Below are 21543 nucleotides of genomic sequence, written 5' to 3'. Positions count from 1 at the left end.
GATGAAACAAAAAGCAGGAGTCTTCCTGGCGATACTGATGTTACTGGCAAGTATTTTTCCATTTGTATCAGCACAGGCAGAAGAAACAGATCCGATCTATGAGCGGATTCAGCAAAGTGGAGAGTTAGTAGTGGGCTTATCAGCTGACTACGGTCCTTACGAATTTCATGCGGAGGTAGACGGCAAGGATACGATCGTCGGTTTTGATGTTTCCATCGCTGAGAAGATCGCCGAAGATATGGGCGTGAAATTAAAAGTGGAAGAATTAGGTTTTGATGCGTTGTTAGGCGCTTTGAAGACCGGGAAGATCGACATGGTTATTTCGGGAATGTCAATTACTGAAGAACGACTGCAGGAAGTCGATTTTTCTGACCCCTATTACATTGTTCAGCAAAAAGTATTAGTCCGTAAAGATGATGCCGATAAATTTAGCTCGACGGCTGATTTTAACGGCGTTCCTGTCGGGGCACAAAAGCAAACGACCCAAGAAGAACTAGCGAAAACCGAAATGGCTGGTTCAGAGGTTACTTCGCTGCAAAAAGTTCCTGATCTGATTAACAACTTAATCAATCAAAAAATTGACGCTGTTGTGTTAGAAGAACCCATCGCTGAAGCCTATGTGCAGCAAAGTGACAATGTAGCAATCGCGCCAGTTGAATTTGAACAAGGGGAAAAGGTCACCGCAATTGCGATCTCGAAAAACACGCCGGTCTTAAAAGAGCATGTCAACGAATCAATTGCTGAGATCAATGACAACAATCTATTAGACGGTTATTTGTCGGATGCCAACGAATTAATGTTCCAAGAGGATCAATCCTTCTTCCAGAAATATTTGCCTTATTACGTTAGCGGTGCAAAATATACGATTTTGCTAGCTTTCGTGGGTGTGCTGTTCGGAATGATTGTCGGCAGTATTTTAGCCTTAATGAAACTAAGCAAGAACAAAATTTTGCGTTTCTTGTCAATTGCTTACATTGAATATGTACGGGGCACACCATTGCTGGTACAAATTTTCATCGTGTACTTCGGAACAGGTGTTTTAGGCCTAGATTTATCGAAGCTGCTGGCCGGTTGTATTGCAGTATCCTTAAACAGTGGCGCTTATGTGGCGGAAATTGTTCGAGCTGGGATCAATGCCGTGAACAAAGGCCAAACTGAAGCGGCTCGCTCGTTAGGGATGAACCAAAAAGAAGCCATGCGCTATATTGTTTTCCCGCAAGCAATTAAAAATATCCTGCCTGCTTTAGGCAACGAATTTGTGACAATTATTAAAGAATCTTCCGTAGTATCCGTCATCGGTGTATCGGAACTGATTTTCCAAACCGGTGTCGTACAAGGTGCCAGCTTTAAGCCCTTCTTGCCATACGTGATCGTCTCACTGATTTACTTTGTGATGACCTTCTGTATTTCACGCTTGTTAGGCTTAGCCGAAAGGAGACTAGGGGTTAATGATTAATGTAAAAAATCTCAGCAAAAGCTTTGGTGAAAATGAAGTCTTGAAATCTATCAACTTAACGGTAGAAGCCGGTGAAGTGGTAGTTATTATTGGTCCTTCCGGCAGCGGGAAAAGTACGATTTTGCGTTGCTTGAATTTATTAGAAACGCCAACTTCTGGCGAAATCAGCTTTGAAGGCCAAAATATTACCTCGCCAGATGTCAATATCGACCAGCTGCGGCAAAAAATGGGAATGGTGTTCCAAAACTTCAATCTGTTTCCTCATATGAGTGTGTTGGATAATTTGACCATCACACCAGTAAAAATTAAAAAAGAAGATCCCGAACAGGCGAAGCAAAACGCTTTGAAGCTGTTAGAACAAGTAGGACTAAAGGACAAAGCAACGGCTTATCCTTCCAGCTTATCTGGCGGCCAGCAGCAGCGGGTGGCGATCGCCCGTGCTTTGGCAATGAATCCAGACGTAATGCTGTTTGACGAACCGACTTCTGCTTTGGACCCGGAAATGGTGGGGGAAGTACTGAGTGTTATGCAAGATTTAGCCGAAAAAGGCATGACCATGGTGGTGGTTACCCACGAAATGGGCTTTGCCAAAGAAGTTGCTGATCGGGTAATTTTCATGGCTGATGGTGTAATCCAAGAAGAGGGTACACCTGAGGAAATCTTTGATCAGCCGAAAAATCTACGTACGCAAGACTTTTTGAACAAAGTACTATAGAAACAGGGAGGAACTCAGGATGGATCAAACCAAATTGGCCCAACGCTTTCAACAACCGGCGGAAAATCTGTTGATGCGCATTGCGGTTTTAGCGAAGGAAACAGAAAACATCATCGATTTGTCTATCGGTGATCCAGATATCATTACCCATCAATCAATCATTGATGCGGCGTTTCAGGATGTGACCAATGGGGCGACCAATTACACGGCCCCGGCGGGCAAAAAAGAATTTCTTGAAGCAATTGCTTCCTATTATAAGAAGAAATACGATCTGACTTTTGAAACGCAACAAATTCGGGCAACTGTGGGGGCCTTGCATGCGATGTATTTAGTCATGCAGGCTATCTTAGATCCCGGTGACGAAGTGATTATTCATGAACCTTTCTTTTCTCCTTACAAAGAACAAGTATTATTGTCTGGCGGTCAGCCGGTAATGGTGCCGACTTACGAGGAGAATCAGTTTCAATTGGATGTGAAGGATTTAAAGGCAGCCATTACCGACAAAACCAAAGCGATTATTATCAACTCACCCAATAATCCAACGGGTGCGGTTTTCTCAGCCGAAACCTTGAAGCAAATCGCTGAGGTGGCAATTGTCCATGATCTGTTCATTATTTCCGATGAGATTTACGAAGACTTTGCCTTCAAAGAAGAATTTGTCCCGATGGCGAAGTTCGCACCAGACCATACGGTTACCATCAGCGGACTTTCCAAAGGCTTCGCGATGACGGGTTGGCGAATTGGTTACATGATTGCGCCGACTTTTGTAAATGATATCGCCGGCTTAATCAATGAAAGTGTAACCTACTCTGCGCCCACCGTTTCTCAGCAGGCCGGAATTTATGCCTTGAATCATTATCAGGAAATTGTGCCGGACAACGTGGCGCTTTTCAAAGAGCGCTTGGATTATATTGAAGAACGAGTAGCGACTATTCCTTACCTGTCCTTAACGCCGGTGGCCGGCAGTATGTATGCCTTCATTAACATTAGCCAAAGCGGACTAGATTCGGTAACTTTTGTAGAAACGGTTCTGGAAAAAAGCGGGGTGCTTTTCGTTCCCGGCAAAGCTTTCGGTGAAACCGTAGGGGATGAGTACATTCGTCTGGCGGCTACCCAATCAAAAGAACTCTTGAAGGAAGCCTTCGACCGTTTAGAAAAACTAAGCTTCTAAAAAAACTCTTACAAACGTGCAAGGATTAAGAGGAAGTATCCTAAGAAACCCCTTAAACTAAAAGTATCAGAGAAATCTGGCAGGAGGTAAGAAAATGGAATGGTTGGATTGGTTTAACGATAGCATCGCTTATGTGGAGGAACAGTTAACCGGTGAAATTGAGATTGAAGAAGCTGCCAAACGGGCTAAGTGCTCCGCCTATCATTATCAGCGGATGTTTTCCTATATCGCTGGTGTGACGTTGGGAGAATATATTCGCCGACGCAGAATGAGCTTAGCGGGTGTGGATTTGCAGGCAGGACAAAAAGTGATTGATGTAGCAGCAAAATACGGCTATGAATCGCCGACTTCTTTTAATCGAGTATTCAAAACGGTTCATGGTATCACCCCTCAGGAAGCGAAAAAGGATGGGGCCAAACTAACCAGTTATCCCATGCTGACCTTCGCAATTACCGTTAAAGGGGTGCACGCAATGGAATATCAATTAATCGACAAAGAGGCGTTTCATGTGACAGGCCTGGGCTTAGAGCTTGGAGAAAACATGGAGGAAAATCAACAGAAAATTCCAATGTTTTGGAATGAAACAGCTGCTTCAGGCAAGCTGCAGAAGCTGTTGCCAATTATGGATGCAAATAGTCCAGGAGTTTTTGGTATCAGCCTGATGACCGAAGCGGTTCAGGAAAAGTGGGAATACATCATCGCAGTTGCTTCCGAAGAAGTACCAGCAGGTTTCCAACAGTACAAAATCCCAGCCGCTAAGTGGGCGGTTTTCGCCGGAACTGGTCCGATGCCTCATGCGATTCAAGATTTAGGCAAACAAATTTTCACCGAATGGCTGCCGACTTCCGGCTTTGAATACGCAGAACTTCCAGATATGGAAGTCTATCTGGATCAAAATCCGGCCGATGCCAAGTTTCAAATTTGGCTGCCAGTCAGAGCTAAAAGCGAATAAACCTTAAGAACCAACGACTGATCATTAGTCGTTGGTTCTTTCTTCTGAAAGGCAATATCGCTAAAAGCGGTAATCATGGTATAATGTGGTAACGAATTAGCGATATTTTCAACAGAATTAGCGTGTCAAAATGAGTTGAACAAATGATTTGTTTCACAATCTCTTGCTTTTTTCGATTTTCTGATCCTTTTTTTTAGGTTTCAAAAGAAAATTGAAAAAGTAAAATTTGTTATTTTTAGTGAGGAGGTCCGGCATGGCCCGAAAGAAAGACAGTCAAGTAACAAAGCAGGATTTAATGGACGCAGCATTGAAGAATTTTTACCAGATTGGCTTTGAAAATACGTCGTTGGATAAAATTTCCAGAGATGCTCATGTTAGTCGTGGCGCGGCCTATTGGCATTTTGCCAATAAGACTGAACTATTTTATCAGCTAGTACTGCAAATTTTGGAGAAAGTTCAAGCTGAAAAGCAGATTATTATGGAAGATGACGCCTTATCATTCAAGGAGAAGGTTGTTAAGGTCATTTTCGTCCCTTACAATAACTCGATGAACTTCAAATTCCTTCAGCAGTCCTTAAAAACGATTGAGCAGCATCAGGAATTCGAGGAATTACTGCAAGAAATTCGTGAGTCGAAACGTCGATTGTATCAATTTTTCTTAGAAGGATTGACGGCTGAAGGACTTAGCAAAGCGGATGCCGAAGCCTTAGCCAGCCTTTTTTATAACTACTTTGAAGGCATGTACGGCTCAGCTACTCCCCAAGAGGTTAAAGATAATTACACCCTCGAAACTATCCGCAAAAATGTTTCCTTTATATTTAACATGATATAACCAACCAAGTAACTTGTCTGAGGCAGCATATCAGACAAGTTACTTTTTTCACGATGTTGACAGCGCTTCCATTTGTGTTTATGATGAGATTGTAAGAAACATACATCGATGTATGTTTAAAAAAAGAAAGGAGTTTTAAGGGCTATGACAATTGAAGAAATGGTAAAAAATGCACGTGCGGCAATGGAGGAAATCAGCGATTACGATCAAGCACAAACAGACAAAATGCTCTATGTGATCTCTAAGGCAGTTTTCGATCAAGCAGAACCTTTAGCAAAGTTGGCCATCGAAGAAACGCGTTTGGGACGTTTGGATCATAAGATCGGTAAAAATCAAGGGATGGCTACCAACATTTTCGGCGCATTGAAGAATAAACCATCTGTAGGCGTGTTACGTGAAATTCCAGAAGAAGGACTCATTGAAATTGGACATCCGGTAGGGGTTATCGGTTCAGTAACACCGACAACTAATCCAACCATTACTCCATTAGGAAATGGTTTAATGGCATTAAAAGGCAAAAATGCCATGATTGTGTCACCACACCCTCGTTCAAAGAAAACAACCAAAGAAACAATCGAGTTAATGCGTGAAGCCTTAGTCAGCATTGGCGCTCCAAGAGATTTATTACAAGTAATTGAAGAACCAAGTATTGAACTATCACAGGAATTAATGAAAGCTGTTGATTTAATCGTTGCTACAGGCGGACCGGGCTTAGTTAAATCAGCTTATTCAAGCGGTCATCCAGCATACGGCGTAGGACCTGGGAACGTGCAAGCTATCTTGGATCGTGATTTCGACGTAGAAGTAGCCGCAGAATTAACTGTAATCGGGCGTTCCTTCGATAACGGAATTGTATGCGCTTGCCAACAAAGCTTGATCTACCCAAGTGAAAAAGAAGCAGAAGTCTTCAAAGCTTTGGAAGGCAAACAAGCGGCTGTCATCACTGATGAAGGGGACTTAGACAAATTAAGAAAAACAATCTTCCCTGAAGGTCGGGCAAATCCAGATATGATCGGTCAAGATCCTGATGTGATTGCCAAAGAAGCAGGCATTTCGATTCCAGAGGGCTCACAAATTATTGCGGTTCGGGTAGACAAAGTGGGCGCAGCAGAACTGTTCTGTAAAGAAAAAATGCTGCCAGTTTTAGCTTTGAAGAGCTACGAAGATTTTGAAGAAGCGGTAGATTACGCAAAAGAAAACCTACTATTAGAAGGTGCTGGACACTCAGCTGGCGTATTCACTCATACAAAAGAGCATATGGTTTATGCCGGTGAAGAATTACCAGTCAGCCGGGTAGTCATCAACCAGCCAACGATTGATGCCGGCGGTTCACCAGCCAACGGTCTAAGTCCAACGGTTTCATTAGGTTGCGGTTCATGGGGCAACAACATCATTTCTGAAAACTTAAATTACAAACATTTAATTAACACTTCTCGCGTTGCGATGCCAGTAGAACCAGAAGACACTGGCTCTCCATGGGATTAAGGTGAGACTAATGAAAAAATTTGATGACTTATTGGCCAATTTTTCCAGTAATAAAAAAATCCGCATCGGGGTCGTAAACGCCAGCGATGAGGTAACTATTCAGTCGGTTTTTAATCCCAAGGTAAAAGAGTATTTGGAACCCGTTTTGATCGGGCCGGAAGCAGTTATCGCAGATATCCTAGCTAAGCTAGGATACTCTGCGACGATTGTGGATGCTGATGGGGAAGACGCCTGTGCTGAAAAAGGGGTAGAACTGGTTAAAGAAGGCAAGATTGACTTTCTAATGAAGGGACACATTCAAACGCGGCCATTCTTGAAGGCGATCGTAAACAAAGAAAACGGAATAGCCAAAAGCGGTTTATTGAGTCACGTGGCTTTAAATGAAATTCCCGCTTACCACAAATTATTGTTAACCACAGATGGCGGGATGGTCTTAGCCCCCAGCAAAGCCGAGAAAAAAATTCTAATTGAACATGGAATTCAAGTGATGAACAAAATCGGGGTGGCAAAACCAAAAGTTGGCTTATTGGCAGCTGCTGAAAATGTTAATCCGAAGGTGCCTGCTACGATTGAAGCCCAAGAAATTATGGAAGAAATCCAAAAAGAAGCACCGGAATCCTGCTTCATTGACGGCCCGATTTCATTGGACTTGTCTTTAAGTAAAGAAGTTGCAGCAATTAAACACTACGAAAGTCCAGTAGCCGGCGATGCCGACATCGTTGTGGGACCAGACATTACCACGATGAATGTATTAGGCAAGAGCTTAACGATTTTGGCTGGTGCCAAGATGGCAGGAATAATTATGGGTGCTCAGGTGCCGATTGTTATGACCTCGCGGGGGTCAACTGAAGAAGAAAAGGCGTACTCAATCTTAGTCGCCATGTATTGCAGTAAGGAGTGAGTCCATGAAAATTTTAGCGATTAATCCAGGCTCAACCTCTACCAAAGTATCCTACTATGTCGATGGAGAAATCATTGAGGAACAAAGTATTTCCCATACCGCTGAAGAGCTGAAAGACTTTCAGCGGCCGATTGATCAGATTGATTTTCGGCGAGACATTCTATTAAGCTTCATGGAAGAACATGGGATTGATCCCAAAGAATTGGATGCAGTGGTGGGTCGCGGCGGCATTTTACCGCCAGTTGCGGCTGGAGCCTTTGAAGTAAATGATGAAATGATCCACTATCTGAAACACGTCACCAAAGTAGAACACCCTTCGAATTTAGGAGCGGTCCTAGCCGATGAAATTAAGCGGCAAGGCAACGAGAAAACACTGGCTCTGATTTATGATCCAGTTTCCGTGGATCAATTCGAAGATGTAGCCAGAGTCTCAGGACTAAAAGGAATTGAACGCAAAAGCATCGGCCATGCATTAAACATGCGGGCAGTTGCCATGAAGGTAGCTCGTGAAGAAGGTCTCAACTACAACGACGCCACCTTAATTGTTGCGCACTTAGGCGGGGGAAATTCCATTAGTATTCACCACAAAGGCAAAATGGTTGATTCAATTTCCGATGATGAAGGACCTTTTTCAACCGAACGAACCGGCGGCTTGCCTTTGAAGTATGTAATTGCTTTGTGCTACGAAAATAGCGAAAAAGAAATGATGCGTCTGTACAAACGGGAAGGCGGCTTAAAGTCTTACGCCGGCACCAGCGACGCACGGGAGATTGAAGCACGAATTGATGGTGGAGATGAAGAACTAAAAGTTGTCTATGATGCTTTTATTTATCAAATTGCCAAAGGAATCGGCGGCTTGGCAACTGTCGCAAACGGGCAAGTGGATCGGATTGTGTTAACCGGTGGGGTTGCTCATTCCAAACGAGTGGTCAGCGGATTGACTGAACGGGTCGGCTTTATCGCACCAGTGGTTATCGAAGCCGGCGAACACGAAATGATTGCCTTATCCAAAGGTGCCGAACGGGTGGTATTAGGCCAAGAAACAGCTCAAAAATTTCAATACAAATAACGAGAGGAGCACAACTCAATGAAAATCAAAGCAGCGTTAGTAAAAGAAAAAGGTGCACCATATGAGATTACCGATGTAGAATTAGCCGATGTTGGGGCAAAGGATGTCTTAGTTAAAATCGTCGCTTCCGGTCTTTGCCGGTCTGACTACGGGGAAAGAAACGGAAACAGTTTAGAGTTTCCTAACGTATTAGGGCATGAAGGCTCAGGAATTGTCGAAAAAGTCGGTGATGCAGTAACGTCTGTGGAAGTCGGCGATCATGTTATCTTATCCTATGCTTATTGCGGCGAATGTAAACATTGTGCAGAAGGTCACCCATCATCCTGTGACCGCTGGTTTGCTGTGAATAATATTGGGAAAAATCCACGGGGAGAATATGTTCTTCATACCGAAAACGGCGAAGAAGTAAACAACTTCTTTAACCAATCTTCCTTCTCAACTTACAGCTTGACGGACGAATCCAACATTGTAAAAGTGACTAAAGATGTAGATTTGCGTTTAGTAGGACCTTTAGGCTGTGGATTGGGAACTGGTAGTGGTGCGATTCTCAGCGTATTGAAACCTGAAGTGGGTCAAAGCATTGCGATTTTCGGAACTGGTGCAGTAGGTTTTGCGGCGGTTATGGCAGCGAAAATTGCCGGCTGCTATCCAATTATTGCGATGGACATTAATGATGAGCGGTTGGAAAAAGCTAAAGAGTTAGGTGCCAGCCATATCTTTAATAGTAAAGAAGCCAGCGGCCAAGACTTTGTCATGGAAGTAACCAACGGTGCTGGAGTGGATTATGTCATTGACACAACTGGTGTACCGCCAATTATGACGCAAGCGATGCACTCGTTAACAAATTCAGGTACCTTTGTTCCATTAGCGGTAACGAAAAATAATTTTGAAGTGAATACTTTCTTTGATCTAGTGTTCGGCAACAAGAAAATCCGCGGCGTCTTAATTGGCGACACGATTGCGAAATTCCATTTGCCAAACTTGATCGAATTCTACAAACGTGGCGAGTTTCCGTTTGATCAATTTGTGAAATACTATGACTTTGAGGATATTAACCAAGCCGAAGCGGATTCTGTTAGCGGTGAGGTCATTAAAGCAGTGGTGGTTATGGACAAATCTTATCAACCGCCAAGCTAAGAGGAGGGCACATTAATGAAAAAAGGCGACGTCATTTGGGCCTTGCTGTTCTTGGTTGCATTGGCATTGTTTTTAGTACCGAGCTCAAGAGAGGTCATCTTAAGCTTTAGCAATGCCCATCATTACATTAGCGGCTTTATCAAGTTCGCGATTTTGGCTACGATGGGTGATGTGATGGGCAAGCGAATCGTTTCAGGGGATTATCAACTATCTTCTAGAGTATTGGTGACTTCTGTGGTCTGGGGGATCATCGGCTGTATGGTTACCTTAGTATTTCCTGTCTTCATGGGTGGAGCAGGACAAGCGCAAGAAGGAAGTCTATTACCGTTTTACGGTGTACCAGTAGCGCAGGCGATTTTTGGAAGTAGTATCATGAACCTAACATTTGCTCCGGCAATGAACACCTTCCATCGCTTGGCAGATTTGTGGATTGAGAGTAAGTACAACAATGAGAAGGTTTCCTTCAAAGGTTTGGTCAACAAGATTGACTGGGGCACCTTTGTTACCTTCAACTGGTTGAAAGTCGGGATCTTATTCTGGATTCCGGTTCACTCCATCGTCTTCTTATTGCCAGAAGATATTCGTGTTGCAGTAGCAGCTTTCAGTTCGATTGCTTTAGGAATTATCCTTTCCTTTGCAGCGAAAAAAGGCAGCGAACCTGCGCAAATCACGGAGGAGGAAGAACTGGTGTAAAAGCAGCTTCTGGAGAAAGTGGCTTAAATAGTTAGAAAAGACGAGCACATCGCGGGATGTGCTCGTTTTCGCGGTGTTTTCAGGCCTTTCTAGAATATTTGTCAGAAAATTTCAGCAATTCTCTTTACATTCTAATGTGAATGTGGGAATATATGAGGTAAATTAAAATTAAATGATAAACGAGGAAGGGTGAGAAAGATGAACGGTGTCGTGATTTTGTTAGTTGGAATTATTTGTTTTATCGCCGCTTATGTTGGGTATTCTAAGTGGCTGGAGAAAAAATGGGGGATCGATCCCAAAGCGCTCACACCGGCAGTTCGATTAGAAGATGGTGAGGATTATGTACCAGAACCAGCTTTTGTAGTGTTCAGTCATCAATTTTCTTCGATTACGGGAGCAGGTCCGGTAACGGGTCCCATTATCGCAGCCATGTTTGGCTGGGTGCCGGCTTTCTTATGGATATTATTTGGCGGAATTTTCTTTGGAGCGGTTCATGACTTTGGGGCACTTTATGCCTCTGTTAAAAATGACGGTAAATCAATCGGCCTGATTATTGAGAAATACATCGGCAAAATGGGTAAAAAATTATTCCTGCTGTTTTGCTGGTTGTTTGCTTTATTGGTAATCGCGGCTTTCGGTGATATCGTTGCTACTACCTTTAACGGCTTTACTCCAGATGTGGCGGAATCAGTTAATACCGCAAATGCTTCAGCGGCTTCTATCTCTATGTTGTTTATCGTAGCTGCGATTTTAGTCGGCTTTGTCATGAAAAAAGTCCATATGAAGGGTGCAGTGATGCACATCTTTGGGATTGCTGTATTGCTGGGAACTTTGGCATTAGGGATCGCTTTTCCAATTTTTGCTGATAAACAAACTTGGTTGTTGATCGTGTTTGCTTACTTGTTCTTGGCTTCGGTTATGCCAATGTGGCTGTTGATGGCGCCGCGGGATTTCTTGAGCACTTATATGTTATTAGGGATGATTATCGCCGCCGTGTTAGGTTTGTTGGTGGAACATCCAGCGATGGATTTGAACGCCTTTAACGGCTTTGCGGTAGTGGATGCCACTGGCAGTGTGAAATATTTGTTCCCAATTTTGTTCATTACTGTAGCGTGTGGTGCGGTTTCTGGTTTCCACAGTTTGGTATCTTCGGGTACGTCTTCTAAACAAGTACGGAACGAAAAAGATATGCGCCCAATTAGTTTTGGTGCCATGATGTGTGAATGTGTCTTGGCAGTTGTCGCTTTAGTCGTTGCGGGTGCTGTGGCGCAAAACGGTCAATTGCCGCAAGGAACGCCATTCCAAATTTTCTCCAGCTCAGTCGCTGGTTTCTTGACGAACTTTGGTTTGCCAGTTCATGTAGCGCAATGCTTCATGACTATGTGTGTATCGGCGTTGGCGTTGACATCTCTTGACTCAGTGGCTCGGATCGGTCGGATGTCTTTACAGGAGTTCTTTTTCGAAGAAGGGGAACAAACTGGAATCGCCAAATTGTTGACCAACAAATATGTGGCAACTGTGATTACTTTAGCAGCAGGTTATGTGTTGTCACTTGGCGGCTACAACAGTGTTTGGCCATTATTCGGTTCGGCCAACCAATTGTTAGCAGCAATGGTAATGATTGCCGTAGCAGTATACATGAAAACCTCGAAAAAATCGGGCGTGATGTTCTACATTCCAATGGGGATCATGCTGGCAGTTACCTTCACGGCGCTTGGCATGTCAATTTACGGATTAGTCACTAAACTAATGAGTGCAACCCAATTCTTAGTGACCATTCCAGCAACACCAGCAGTCGGACAGTTTGTCTTCTTGTCAGACGGTCTGCAATTAGTCTTTGCCTTCTTGTTATTAGGATTGGGAATTATGGTCGCAACAAAATGCTTGCAGGCCCTGTTCCAGACCGGTGAAAAACCGAAAGAAAAAGTTGTGGTAGAATAAATTTAGAAATCGTCTTGGAAAATTGCCGAATGGGTAGCTTTCAAGGCGATTTTTCAGTAATTTGATGAATCGTCAAGTTTTTAAAGGGATAATTGTCAGTCCCTTATTTTTCACGTATAGTAGAGTAAGAGGAGTGAATAAAAGTGATTGAAATAATAGATGTAACGAAAATGTACGGCAAGACCGCCGCTTTAAAGGATTTAACGTTAACCATTAAGGGCGGCGAAATATTTGGCTTCTTAGGACACAATGGTGCCGGGAAATCTACCACCATCAAAAGTCTAGTCAGCATTATCGAGCCAACTAAGGGCACGATTAGTTTTGATGGGATGGATTTGCAGGAGCATCGTTTAGCGATTAAGAAAAAAATTGCTTATGTGCCGGATACACCGGATTTATTTTTACAATTAACTGCCAATGAATATTGGGATTTAATCCGAGCAGCTTACGAATTGAACGGCGAAGATGCTCGTTTGCAGGAATTAATCGGCTTGTTCGATATGCAAAGCCATGTGGATGAAACCTTAGAAAGTTTTTCTCATGGGATGCGGCAAAAGGCGATTATTATCGGAGCGCTGCTGCCAGATCCGGATATTTGGATTTTGGATGAACCCTTGCAAGGCCTTGATCCCCAAGCTGCCTTTGACTTGAAAGAAATGATGAAGCAGCATGCTGCTAAGGGCAAAACAGTCATTTTCTCCACCCATGTCTTAGATACGGCCCAACAGCTGTGTGACGATTTGGCGATCTTGAAGAAAGGTGAACTGATTTACAACGGTTCAGTGGATGCGTTACTGGAACATTATCCAAATGAATCCTTGGAAAGTGTCTACTTGAAAATGGCCGGCCGCCAAGCGCAAGAACAGGAGGAAGAGGCATGAAGCTCCAGCAAATAAAGGCGTTGATCAAAACCAATGTCTTGTGTGTGAATCCTTCCGCCACCAACCAATCTCGAAAAAAAGGAAAAACCGGCGCCAAGTTGATTCGCAGTATTTTCAGCTCGTATATTCTTTCTGGTATCCTTTTTCTAGTCATCTATGTCGGCATTATGTTTATGATCGATTTCTCCAAATATCCTGGATACTTTACCTATTATATGGCGTTGTTTGGACTGATCGGATTATCGCAAGCGATGTCGTCGATTTTCAATGTCTTTTTTGAAAGTCGGGATTTGGAAAATTACTTGTCGCTGCCGTTTCGGCAAGGGGAAGTTTTTCTAGCGAAATTTTTAGTAGTGGGCATTACGATTGTGCCGTTTCTGCTGCCGCTAATGGTGGTCTTCTTCTTAGCCGCTTGGCGTGGCGGACAGATGATCGTACTTGCGGTTCTCAGTGCTTTTATTCTGTTTGTGGTGTTTGTGTTGCTGCTGTTTGGTTTGTGTAGTTTGTTCATTTTTGGCTTAACCCAAACAAAGCTGTTTGCTAGACATAAAAAAGCTTTTACTACCGGAATGCTGGTGCTTTCGATGGTCATCTCCATCGGTGGGATTTTGATTATTAATTCTGCTCAGAACCAGGTAAGTTACAGTAATGAATTTGTCGACAAGGCTGCATTGGCACCTTTTATGCCTTTCTTTTATGCGGTAACCGCACCATTTTCGGCCTCAGGCTTGATGAGTATTGCCGGATTACTGGCAGCTTTAGGGATTATATTTGTGATTTTACGAAAGAACATCGTGCCGAAGCTGTATAAATCGGTTAGCAGTGCACCAACCCAGAGTAAAAATAAGTCGCGTAAACGCAAGGAAAATCAAAACTTAGTACAGCTGATGCGAAGCTACAATATGCAGCTAATCAAAAATCCTAACTTGGTGATGCAGATGCTGTCGTCTTCCTTGATTATGCCGGTTGTGTTTTTCATTACCTTTATGACTACTGGCGATTTTTCCTTTTCAGGAATCTCGCTGCGGTTCTTCGGCGTATTTTTCGTCGCCGGGATTTTCATAGCTGGCATGACGATCAATCAGACGTCCTTTGTCAGCTCAATTATTTCTTTGGATCGAGAAAATTTTTCCTTTATTCGTTCTCTGCCGTTGTCTTTTAAAAGCTATATGCGGATTAAATTTTGGTTTGCCTGTTCGGTTCAGATTATTATTACCGGCGGAGTAGGGCTGTTGGGAGGATTAATTTTCCGTCTGCCATTCTTATTACTGCTGTCAATGATGGCGGGAATTGTTTTAGGAACGATTCTAATCTCGCTGCATTTCTTTATACGGGATTACCAGCTGTTGAATCTGACATGGAACAACATCAGCGAACTGTTCACGCGGGGAAGCGGCAATTTTGCTTTAGTTTTTTGGATGTTTGGCGTGATGATTATAGGGGGTATTTTGGTTGCTGCCTACACTGTGGCTGTGGCGATACAGCTTATCAATCCATGGCTGTTAAATGGTGCAGTGTTCTTAGTGATTGCTGTAATTGCTGTTCTGTTTTTGAAAAATAAACAGACGTATTTTTGGAATAAGCTAATGGATTAACAATCGAAGCCGCTAACAGGGGAGAAGGATTCCTGTTAGCGGCTTTTTATTTTTCACTCCGGAGTTTCTTCGGCTTTATACATCAACAATACCGCGATCATTAATCGCATCCTTACTTCTGGATCATCCAAGGAAATTCCCAAAATCTGCTCAATTTTTTTCAAACGATAAATGACTGTGTTGCGATGAATAAAGAGAGCAGCGGCGACTTTATTGATGGCCCGTGAATAGTAAAAATATTGATACAAGGTCTCAATCAATTCTTGGCTTTCCACTTGATTTTCCAAAGTCATCAGCCCGTGCAAATTGTTTTCAATGTAGCTGATTTGATCGCTGGTGGGAATTAGCTGTAATAATTCGGAAACGATTTTTGGTCGATATTCAATCAGCTGTCCGTATTTAGGATTTTCGGCCAATGAAAGAGCGTCGCTGGCTTCTTTGTACAATGTTGCTAGCTGAGTCAAAGGCGAACTGCTATGGGAATAGCCAATGATAAAAACGTACTTTCCGGCAAAACGTTCAGTTAGAAATTCTAAGAGCTGCTCCAGAACGCTGCGGTTCGCTGCTGCTGTTGGGAGAAATAACACCAACTCCTGACCGTCGATAAACAGTTGTGCAAGGGTATTGCGCTCATCAAAAAACCATTTAATGTAATCGTGGACAAAACGGATCGTCTTGTAGTTGATCAAATGGGCGGTTCCTTCAGTGTTGATGGAAATAATAGCACATTTGTGTTCACTTTCCGTATCAATTTCCTGCAACGCCAACTGATCTGCAGAAGCTGCTGCCTCGGTTTTTCCCGAAATAATAGAAGTAAACAAGTCATTTTTGATTTGTCGTTTCGTTTCTTGATTAATTAGGGCTCGCAATGTGGAGAAGCCTAATAGGTTAACGATTTGCTGGATTAATAATTTGGTTTCAAAGTCCTCCTCTTTTTCGTTTAAAATGCCTAAAAATTGACCTTCCGATCGGAAATTGGTGCTGATTGGAAACAGTTGAATTGAGTATTGTGAATAAGTGTCTGCTAATGGATGAGTGAGATCAAGTAAATGTTCCGGCATACCTAGTCGAAGAGCCTGCTCAATTTCTCCTGCATGATGGCGAATCCCGCTGCTGCAATAAATAATCTCGTAATGAGAATTAATGATGAACAGATCCTTTTTTAGCCGATCCGCGATTTTTTCCAAGAAAAGCTCAGTATCTTCTTTTTCTAAAATCAAATTGGACAATTCATTGGTGGTCTCGATCACTCGCTTCAGTTGATCCGATTGGGAGTTTAACAAGCGATGCAGCAAATCCCGTACAACGACAGATAACCCAACATCTTTAGGCAGCAGCAAAATCGGAAACTGCAGCTGATCAGCCACCGCGATTACTTCTGCTGGAATCGTTGAAAAGTAACGTTGATCCTTAATACCGATAGCGGCACATTTTCGCTGATGCATTTCTTTGATTACTTCTATCAGGCTTGGGATATCCTGGGCAAAATGAAATCCAGTGGTCACCAAAAGTTGTCCTTCAACTAAAAAATCGATAATGTCTGGCGCCTCCATCATACCAACAGTAGTAACTTCTCTCGTCAAGTCCGCCTGCTGATTGGCAACTTGGATATATTGCGCTTTATATACCTTTGTTTTCGGATACCCGTGACTTCAGTCAGGGGAGGAGAAAATAATCGGCTTGGCCGAAAATCTCCTCTTTTCAAAAAAAAAAAACACAGAACAAACGTTCGTATTTTTATATACTTTTCTCTCTCATTGCTTTATAATTAAAGGTGAGAGGCGGTGAAACAATTGAATGTACTCACAGCGAAAATCCAACTTTACGTACCCGATGAAAAAGACCAAGTAAACTTAATGCAAACCATGACAGCCTATCAGAATGCGTGCAACTGGTTATCCCAGCAGGTGTTTCAATCGAAAGTGTTAAAACAGTTCCTTTTGAATGAACTTTATTATCGAAAATTGCGTGAATGCTTTGGTTTGAAGGCTCAGATGACTCAATCCGTCATGAAGACCGTGATTGCCAAGTATAAAACGTGCAAATCAAACGGGCACGCTTGGACTCAAATTGAGTTTAAGCAGCCGCAATATGACTTAGTTTGGAACCGAGATTATTCACTGAAAGAGTCGTGGTTTTCTGTAAATACCCTAAGTGGTCGCTTGAAGCTCTGCTTTGAAAAGAAAGGAATGCGGCGTTTCTTTGACGGTACTTGGAAATTCGGTACGGCAAAGCTAGTACACAAATTCAATAAGTGGTTCTTGCATATTTCTATGTCAAAGGAGAACCAACTTCCAGAATTAGCAGAAACAACTCAAGTAGTTGGCATTGATCTTGGGATTAACTTCTTAGCCACTACTTATGACAGCGACGGCAAGACGAACTTTTTCAATGGCCGTGAAGTCAAGCATCATCGCGGAAAAGCCAAGGCTCTCCGCAAACAATTGCAGCAACGAAAAACACCAAGCAGTCGCAAGAAGATCAAAACCATCGGCTCACGAGAAAACCGTTATGTTACAGATATAAACCATCAAGTAACGAAGGCACTCGTAGAGAACTATCCGAAAGGCACCCTTTTTGTTCTTGAAGATTTATCTGGTGTGCGGCAAACTACAGAGAAAGTACGAGTGAAGCATCGATACGTGACAGTAAGTTGGGCATTCTATCAATTCCGGAAATTTCTAGAATACAAAGCTGCTTTGAACGGACAACAAGTAGTTGTTGTATCACCGAAGTACACTTCTCAGACCTGCCCGAAGTGCGGGCATGTTAATAAAGGGAATCGTGATAAGCAACGTCACCATTTCTGCTGCAAAAAATGTCGGTACCAAAGCAACGATGATCGCATCGGTGCCATGAATCTGTTTAGAAAAGGTGTTAACCTGATCGAAACAGATGTTCAAGGGGCATGACCTCTTGAGCAGGGGCGAAGTCAACCGTCCTAATATTCCATCACTTTAAGGTAGGAGTATTGAGGTAATCAGTATGTTTACACTACCGGATAGGAATAAGTCTAAAAGGTGTTTAGAGAACTAAACACACTCACTTTTAGTGAGAGACAAGCTCGTGACTTTAGTCGTGAGTTGTTGACAGGCGCTTAATAATTGATTGAGTTTCAAAGGGCACATCCTCTCCTGTAAAACTATAAATGATTAGAGATATATTAGCAGAAAATGGGGAAGACGGCTATTCTAATTTGATGATTCGAAGAAAAATTAGAGAGAGGAATAGAGGTATTAATAGCCGCCGTTTCTTAATCGCTTGTGTGTCGCTCGAAATAAAAAGAGGTTGACGCCGACGTCAACCTCTTTTCTTTATCCTTCTGGATGTTCAAAATACTTAATGGCGTGTTTAAAGACACTGATGACGCGTTTGTCGCTTAATTCGATATCCATCCGTTTAGGGTGAACGGCGATTAAGGTTCCTTCAACGACTTCACCGTCCATAAACGTAACGATGACTGGTTTTGGTAATCCTAGTTTTTCTGGATCATGTGCGTGTTCCATATTTCCGACTGGTTTTTCTGGCATAGCTGATCAATCCTTTCAATTTATAATTACCTCTATATATAGTGATAATACGAAAGCAGAAAAGATTCAACTAATGTGCTTGGGCTTGTGGGGAAAATATCTGGGAAATCGGAAAATTCTACGCAGCCTGTCAGACTTCTAGTATAATAGAAGGAAATGAAAAATCTCGGGGGATTTTGGCTACTACTTTTTAACAGTTAGAGGAGAATATGAATGAAAGCGATCATTTCAGGTAGTATAGCATTTCAAACAGAATACCAAGAGTTGATCCAAAAGTTTGAACAAGCGGGGATTCAGGTAATTGATTATCCGAGATTGGGCGATGATCTGGATCAAGAGTATCCGATGCTGTTGAAAGAATTCTTTCGACACATTGAAGAGGCGGATATTTTTCTACTATATAATAAGAAGAAAAAGGGGATAGCCGGATATATCGGTCCTTCAGGATTTTCCGAGCTGACTTATGCACTGATGCAAAATCTGATCCATGGGAAAAACATTCGTATTTTTTTATGGGAAGAACCGTCGCCGGAAAACAGTTGTTACGAGGAAGTCAGCCGCTGGATTGATAATCAATGGGTGGAGTTCTATTCAAAGTCCATTCTTCAGGAAAACAACAATTAAAAATAGACTATATAATAGAAGAAAAAGGGAGTAAGCAAATGACAAAATTGTTTTTGGTGGAAGATGATCCGACGATTGTGAAGGTGGTGCAGGAACATTTGCAGCAGTGGGGCTATGAATGTTTGGCGCCGAAGGATTTTCAGGCAGTGGATCAGGAGGTGCGAAAGGAAGCACCGGATTTAGTGATTATGGATATTTCGCTGCCATTTTTTAACGGCTTTCATTGGTGTCAGGAGATTCGCAAATTTTCGGAGGTGCCGATTATTTTCTTATCGTCAGCGGAGGATAAAATGAATCAGATCATGGCGATGTCGATGGGGGCAGATGATTTCATGGCGAAGCCCTTTGATCTGTCTTTATTAGTGGCGAAAATTCAAGCCCTGTTACGGCGCAGCTACCAATATGGCAATCAGGAAACTGTTTATCCGTTGAAGAATTTCCAGTTTTATCCGACAGAGAACTTTTTGAAAAATGAGCTGACCAGTGTACCAATCTCTCCCAATGAATCGCGAATCTTGCAATTATTGTGTCAAAATCGGGGGCAAATTGTGGCGCGGGAACAAATCATTGAGTTGTTGTGGCAAAATGACGAGTTTATTGATAATAATACCTTGGCTGTGAATATCACACGTTTACGTAAAAAATTGGCGGCAGCCGGGTTAACGGACATCATTCAAACGGTGAAAAATAAAGGATACTTAATTGAGGAGTAGGCTATGCTAAAACTAGTGGGTTCGTTTATTTATGAGCGTCGAGTGCTTTACTTGTTGTATCTGCTAATTATCGGGTTGAGTGGCTTTACTTTTTATTTGCATACTTTTTCCTGGGAACCGTTTTTGGATCAAGCCTTGTTTACCGGATTTGTGATGGTGTTGTATAGTATCATTGCTTTCTATCGATACGTTCGCAAGCAGAAAAGTTTGAAGCTGCTAGTGGATAACGTGGTGCAGGCGGAAACGCCGGTGATTTTTCCTAAAGCTGAAACCCAGGAAGAACGCTATTATCAGGAAATGGTTCGCCAACTGTTAGCGGAAACCAATCAGGAACGAATTAAGGGCCAGCAGGACAAGCAAGAAGTCTATGATGATTTCGGCTTGTGGATGCACCAAATCAAAACCCCGGTAGCAGCAATGGATTTATTGATCCAATCTGGCGAGGCTCATCCGCAAGAAATGAAAGCTGAGCTGTTTAAGGTGAACGAGTATTTGCAGCTGATGCTGAATTATTTGCGGCAGAATTTAGATAACCAGGATTTGATGATTCAGGAATTATCCGTGGATGCAGTCGTGAAGGAGGTATTGCGGAAGTATGCTTTTTTCTTCTCGCAAAAAAATCTGCAGCTGGAATTAAAGCAGCTGGAGGGGACGGTACTATCGGATAAGAAATGGCTGATCTTTATTTTGGAGCAGGTCTTGTTTAATGCGATTAAGTACACCTCGGATGGGAAAATCACGATAGCATTTTACGGTCAGCAGTTGGATATTCAAGATACCGGCATCGGCATTCGTGCGGAGGATTTGCCGCGGGTGTTTGAAAAAGGTTATACCGGCTACAATGGTCGGGAGCAGCAACGGGCTAGTGGCTTAGGTTTGTATCTTAGCCGCAAAGTTGCCGATAAGATTGGCAGCCGTCTGGCGATTGAATCGAAAATTGGCGAAGGTACGACGGTTTCTATTTTCTTTCCTAAGAAGCGGCCGATGGAGTAAACCCAAACTTTCAGAACTGTAAGTTTGGGTTTCTTTTTGTAAGTAGCTCTGGGTCGTCTTCGGGCATATGATATAGGAGAGGGGGAGATAGACATGAGCGAATTATTATATGTAAAAGATGTACGGAAGGTTTATCAAAGTCAGATGAACGGTTTGGCGGTGGAGGCCCTGCGTTCGATTAATTTTAGTGTCGATGCCGGAGAGTATGTAGCGATTATGGGAGAATCCGGTTCAGGAAAAAGCACACTGCTGAATTTAGTGGCGACCTTAGACAAACCAACTGCCGGAACCATGATGTTAAACGATATGGATTTAACCAAAATTCCCGAAAAACATGCGGCGGCCTTCAGACGGGATCACTTGGGCTTTGTTTTCCAAGATTTTAATTTGTTAGATACCTTTTCAGTGAAAGACAATATCTTATTGCCACTAGTATTATCGCAGGTGAAAGTAAAAGACTTGGAAAGTCGGCTGACACCAGTTGCCAAATCGCTGGGCATTTATCCGCTATTGGAAAAATATCCTTACGAGCTTTCTGGCGGACAAAAACAGCGGGTCGCGGTGGCACGGGCGATTATTACCGAACCGGAATTGCTGCTGGCGGATGAACCCACTGGCGCACTGGATTCCAAAACCTCTGATCAATTGATGGGGATTTTCCAACAGATCAACCAAAACGGGCAAACGATTTTGATGGTTACCCATAGTTCGATTGCCGCCAGTCATGCGGATCGGGTGCTTTTCATTAAGGACGGGCAGGTTTTTCATCAGCTGTATCGTGGACAAAAGGCCAACTTCCAATTTCTTGAGACCATCAATGAAACAATGACGGCCTTATTGTCAAAGGAGGGGTAG

Annotated in this window: 20 protein-coding genes; 18 read left to right on the top strand and 2 right to left on the bottom strand. The window is 42.9% G+C overall.

Features of this window, described 5'->3' with window-relative positions; all coding sequences use genetic code 11:
- The first annotated feature begins 1 nt into the window (after position 1).
- The 13 genes from JZO70_RS21955 (at position 2) to JZO70_RS21895 (ending at position 14828) form a co-directional block, all read left to right on the top strand.
- Positions 2–1456 carry an ABC transporter substrate-binding protein/permease gene (locus tag JZO70_RS21955; protein WP_207675840.1) on the top strand — a complete coding sequence of 485 codons (1455 nt, stop codon included), beginning with the start codon at positions 2–4 and terminating at the stop codon, positions 1454–1456.
- Entirely contained in the window at positions 1449–2171 is a 723-nt protein-coding gene (locus tag JZO70_RS21950) for an amino acid ABC transporter ATP-binding protein (protein ID WP_207675839.1), read from the top strand. Before JZO70_RS21955 ends, JZO70_RS21950 begins: the two co-directional genes overlap by 8 nt.
- Positions 2172–2190: 19 nt before the next feature.
- Entirely contained in the window at positions 2191–3342 is a 1152-nt protein-coding gene (locus tag JZO70_RS21945) for a pyridoxal phosphate-dependent aminotransferase (protein WP_207675838.1), read from the top strand.
- A 94-nt stretch (positions 3343–3436) separates the two neighbouring features.
- Entirely contained in the window at positions 3437–4294 is an 858-nt protein-coding gene (locus JZO70_RS21940; RefSeq protein ID WP_207675837.1) for an AraC family transcriptional regulator, read from the top strand.
- Between the two features lie 253 nt (positions 4295–4547).
- Positions 4548–5126, top strand: coding sequence for a TetR/AcrR family transcriptional regulator (locus JZO70_RS21935; protein ID WP_207675836.1), 579 nt, complete (start codon positions 4548–4550; stop codon positions 5124–5126).
- A gap of 144 nt (positions 5127–5270) precedes the next feature.
- Positions 5271–6611 (top strand): aldehyde dehydrogenase family protein, encoded by a 1341-nt coding sequence (locus JZO70_RS21930; RefSeq protein ID WP_207675835.1) that lies wholly within the window; start codon positions 5271–5273, stop codon positions 6609–6611.
- 10 nt (positions 6612–6621) lie between these two features.
- Positions 6622–7512: a phosphate acyltransferase gene (locus JZO70_RS21925; RefSeq protein ID WP_207675834.1), complete on the top strand. Its 891-nt coding sequence runs from the start codon at positions 6622–6624 to the stop codon at positions 7510–7512.
- A 4-nt stretch (positions 7513–7516) separates the two neighbouring features.
- The gene (gene buk, locus JZO70_RS21920) at positions 7517–8581 is read left to right on the top strand and encodes a butyrate kinase (protein WP_207675833.1); all 1065 of its coding nucleotides are present in this window, start codon (positions 7517–7519) and stop codon (positions 8579–8581) included.
- Between the two features lie 18 nt (positions 8582–8599).
- Complete coding sequence (locus tag JZO70_RS21915) at positions 8600–9718, top strand: NAD(P)-dependent alcohol dehydrogenase (protein WP_207675832.1); 1119 nt, start codon at positions 8600–8602, stop codon at positions 9716–9718.
- Positions 9719–9733: 15 nt separating this feature from the next.
- Complete coding sequence (locus tag JZO70_RS21910) at positions 9734–10411, top strand: hypothetical protein (RefSeq protein WP_207675831.1); 678 nt, start codon at positions 9734–9736, stop codon at positions 10409–10411.
- Positions 10412–10609: 198 nt separating this feature from the next.
- Positions 10610–12352, top strand: a complete 1743-nt coding sequence (locus JZO70_RS21905) for a carbon starvation CstA family protein (RefSeq protein ID WP_207675868.1) — start codon at positions 10610–10612, stop codon at positions 12350–12352.
- Positions 12353–12495: 143 nt separating this feature from the next.
- A complete protein-coding gene (locus tag JZO70_RS21900; RefSeq protein WP_207675830.1) occupies positions 12496–13233 on the top strand; it encodes an ATP-binding cassette domain-containing protein in 738 nt (245 codons plus the stop codon).
- Positions 13230–14828 carry an ABC transporter gene (locus JZO70_RS21895; protein ID WP_207675829.1) on the top strand — a complete coding sequence of 533 codons (1599 nt, stop codon included), beginning with the start codon at positions 13230–13232 and terminating at the stop codon, positions 14826–14828. The genes JZO70_RS21900 and JZO70_RS21895 overlap by 4 nt, the downstream gene beginning before the upstream one ends.
- Positions 14829–14881: 53 nt before the next feature.
- Here the strand turns inward: JZO70_RS21895 and JZO70_RS21890 are convergent, their stop codons facing one another.
- A complete protein-coding gene (locus JZO70_RS21890; RefSeq protein WP_347565231.1) occupies positions 14882–16438 on the bottom strand; it encodes a PucR family transcriptional regulator in 1557 nt (518 codons plus the stop codon).
- 174 nt (positions 16439–16612) lie between these two features.
- Between JZO70_RS21890 and JZO70_RS21885 the strand changes: the two genes are divergently transcribed.
- Entirely contained in the window at positions 16613–17740 is a 1128-nt protein-coding gene (locus JZO70_RS21885) for an RNA-guided endonuclease InsQ/TnpB family protein (protein WP_207675828.1), read from the top strand.
- A 402-nt stretch (positions 17741–18142) separates the two neighbouring features.
- On the opposite strand, the gene JZO70_RS21880 is transcribed toward JZO70_RS21885, so the two are convergent.
- Positions 18143–18358, bottom strand: a complete 216-nt coding sequence (locus tag JZO70_RS21880) for a hypothetical protein (protein ID WP_207675827.1) — start codon at positions 18356–18358, stop codon at positions 18143–18145.
- A gap of 213 nt (positions 18359–18571) precedes the next feature.
- Here JZO70_RS21880 and JZO70_RS21875 point away from each other — a divergent pair, with 213 nt between their 5' ends.
- From JZO70_RS21875 to JZO70_RS21860, 4 genes are all read left to right on the top strand, one after another.
- Positions 18572–18982, top strand: coding sequence for a hypothetical protein (locus JZO70_RS21875; RefSeq protein WP_207675826.1), 411 nt, complete (start codon positions 18572–18574; stop codon positions 18980–18982).
- A 38-nt stretch (positions 18983–19020) separates the two neighbouring features.
- The gene (locus JZO70_RS21870) at positions 19021–19695 is read left to right on the top strand and encodes a response regulator transcription factor (RefSeq protein ID WP_207675825.1); all 675 of its coding nucleotides are present in this window, start codon (positions 19021–19023) and stop codon (positions 19693–19695) included.
- A 3-nt stretch (positions 19696–19698) separates the two neighbouring features.
- Entirely contained in the window at positions 19699–20688 is a 990-nt protein-coding gene (locus tag JZO70_RS21865) for a sensor histidine kinase (RefSeq protein ID WP_207675824.1), read from the top strand.
- A 93-nt stretch (positions 20689–20781) separates the two neighbouring features.
- The gene (locus tag JZO70_RS21860) at positions 20782–21543 is read left to right on the top strand and encodes an ABC transporter ATP-binding protein (protein ID WP_207675823.1); all 762 of its coding nucleotides are present in this window, start codon (positions 20782–20784) and stop codon (positions 21541–21543) included.

The organism is Candidatus Enterococcus moelleringii (assembly GCF_017377575.1).
Classification (GTDB): domain Bacteria; phylum Bacillota; class Bacilli; order Lactobacillales; family Enterococcaceae; genus Enterococcus_A; species Enterococcus_A moelleringii.
The sequence above is the reverse complement of the archived record's forward strand: the minus strand, read 5'-3'. Positions and strand labels throughout refer to the sequence as shown.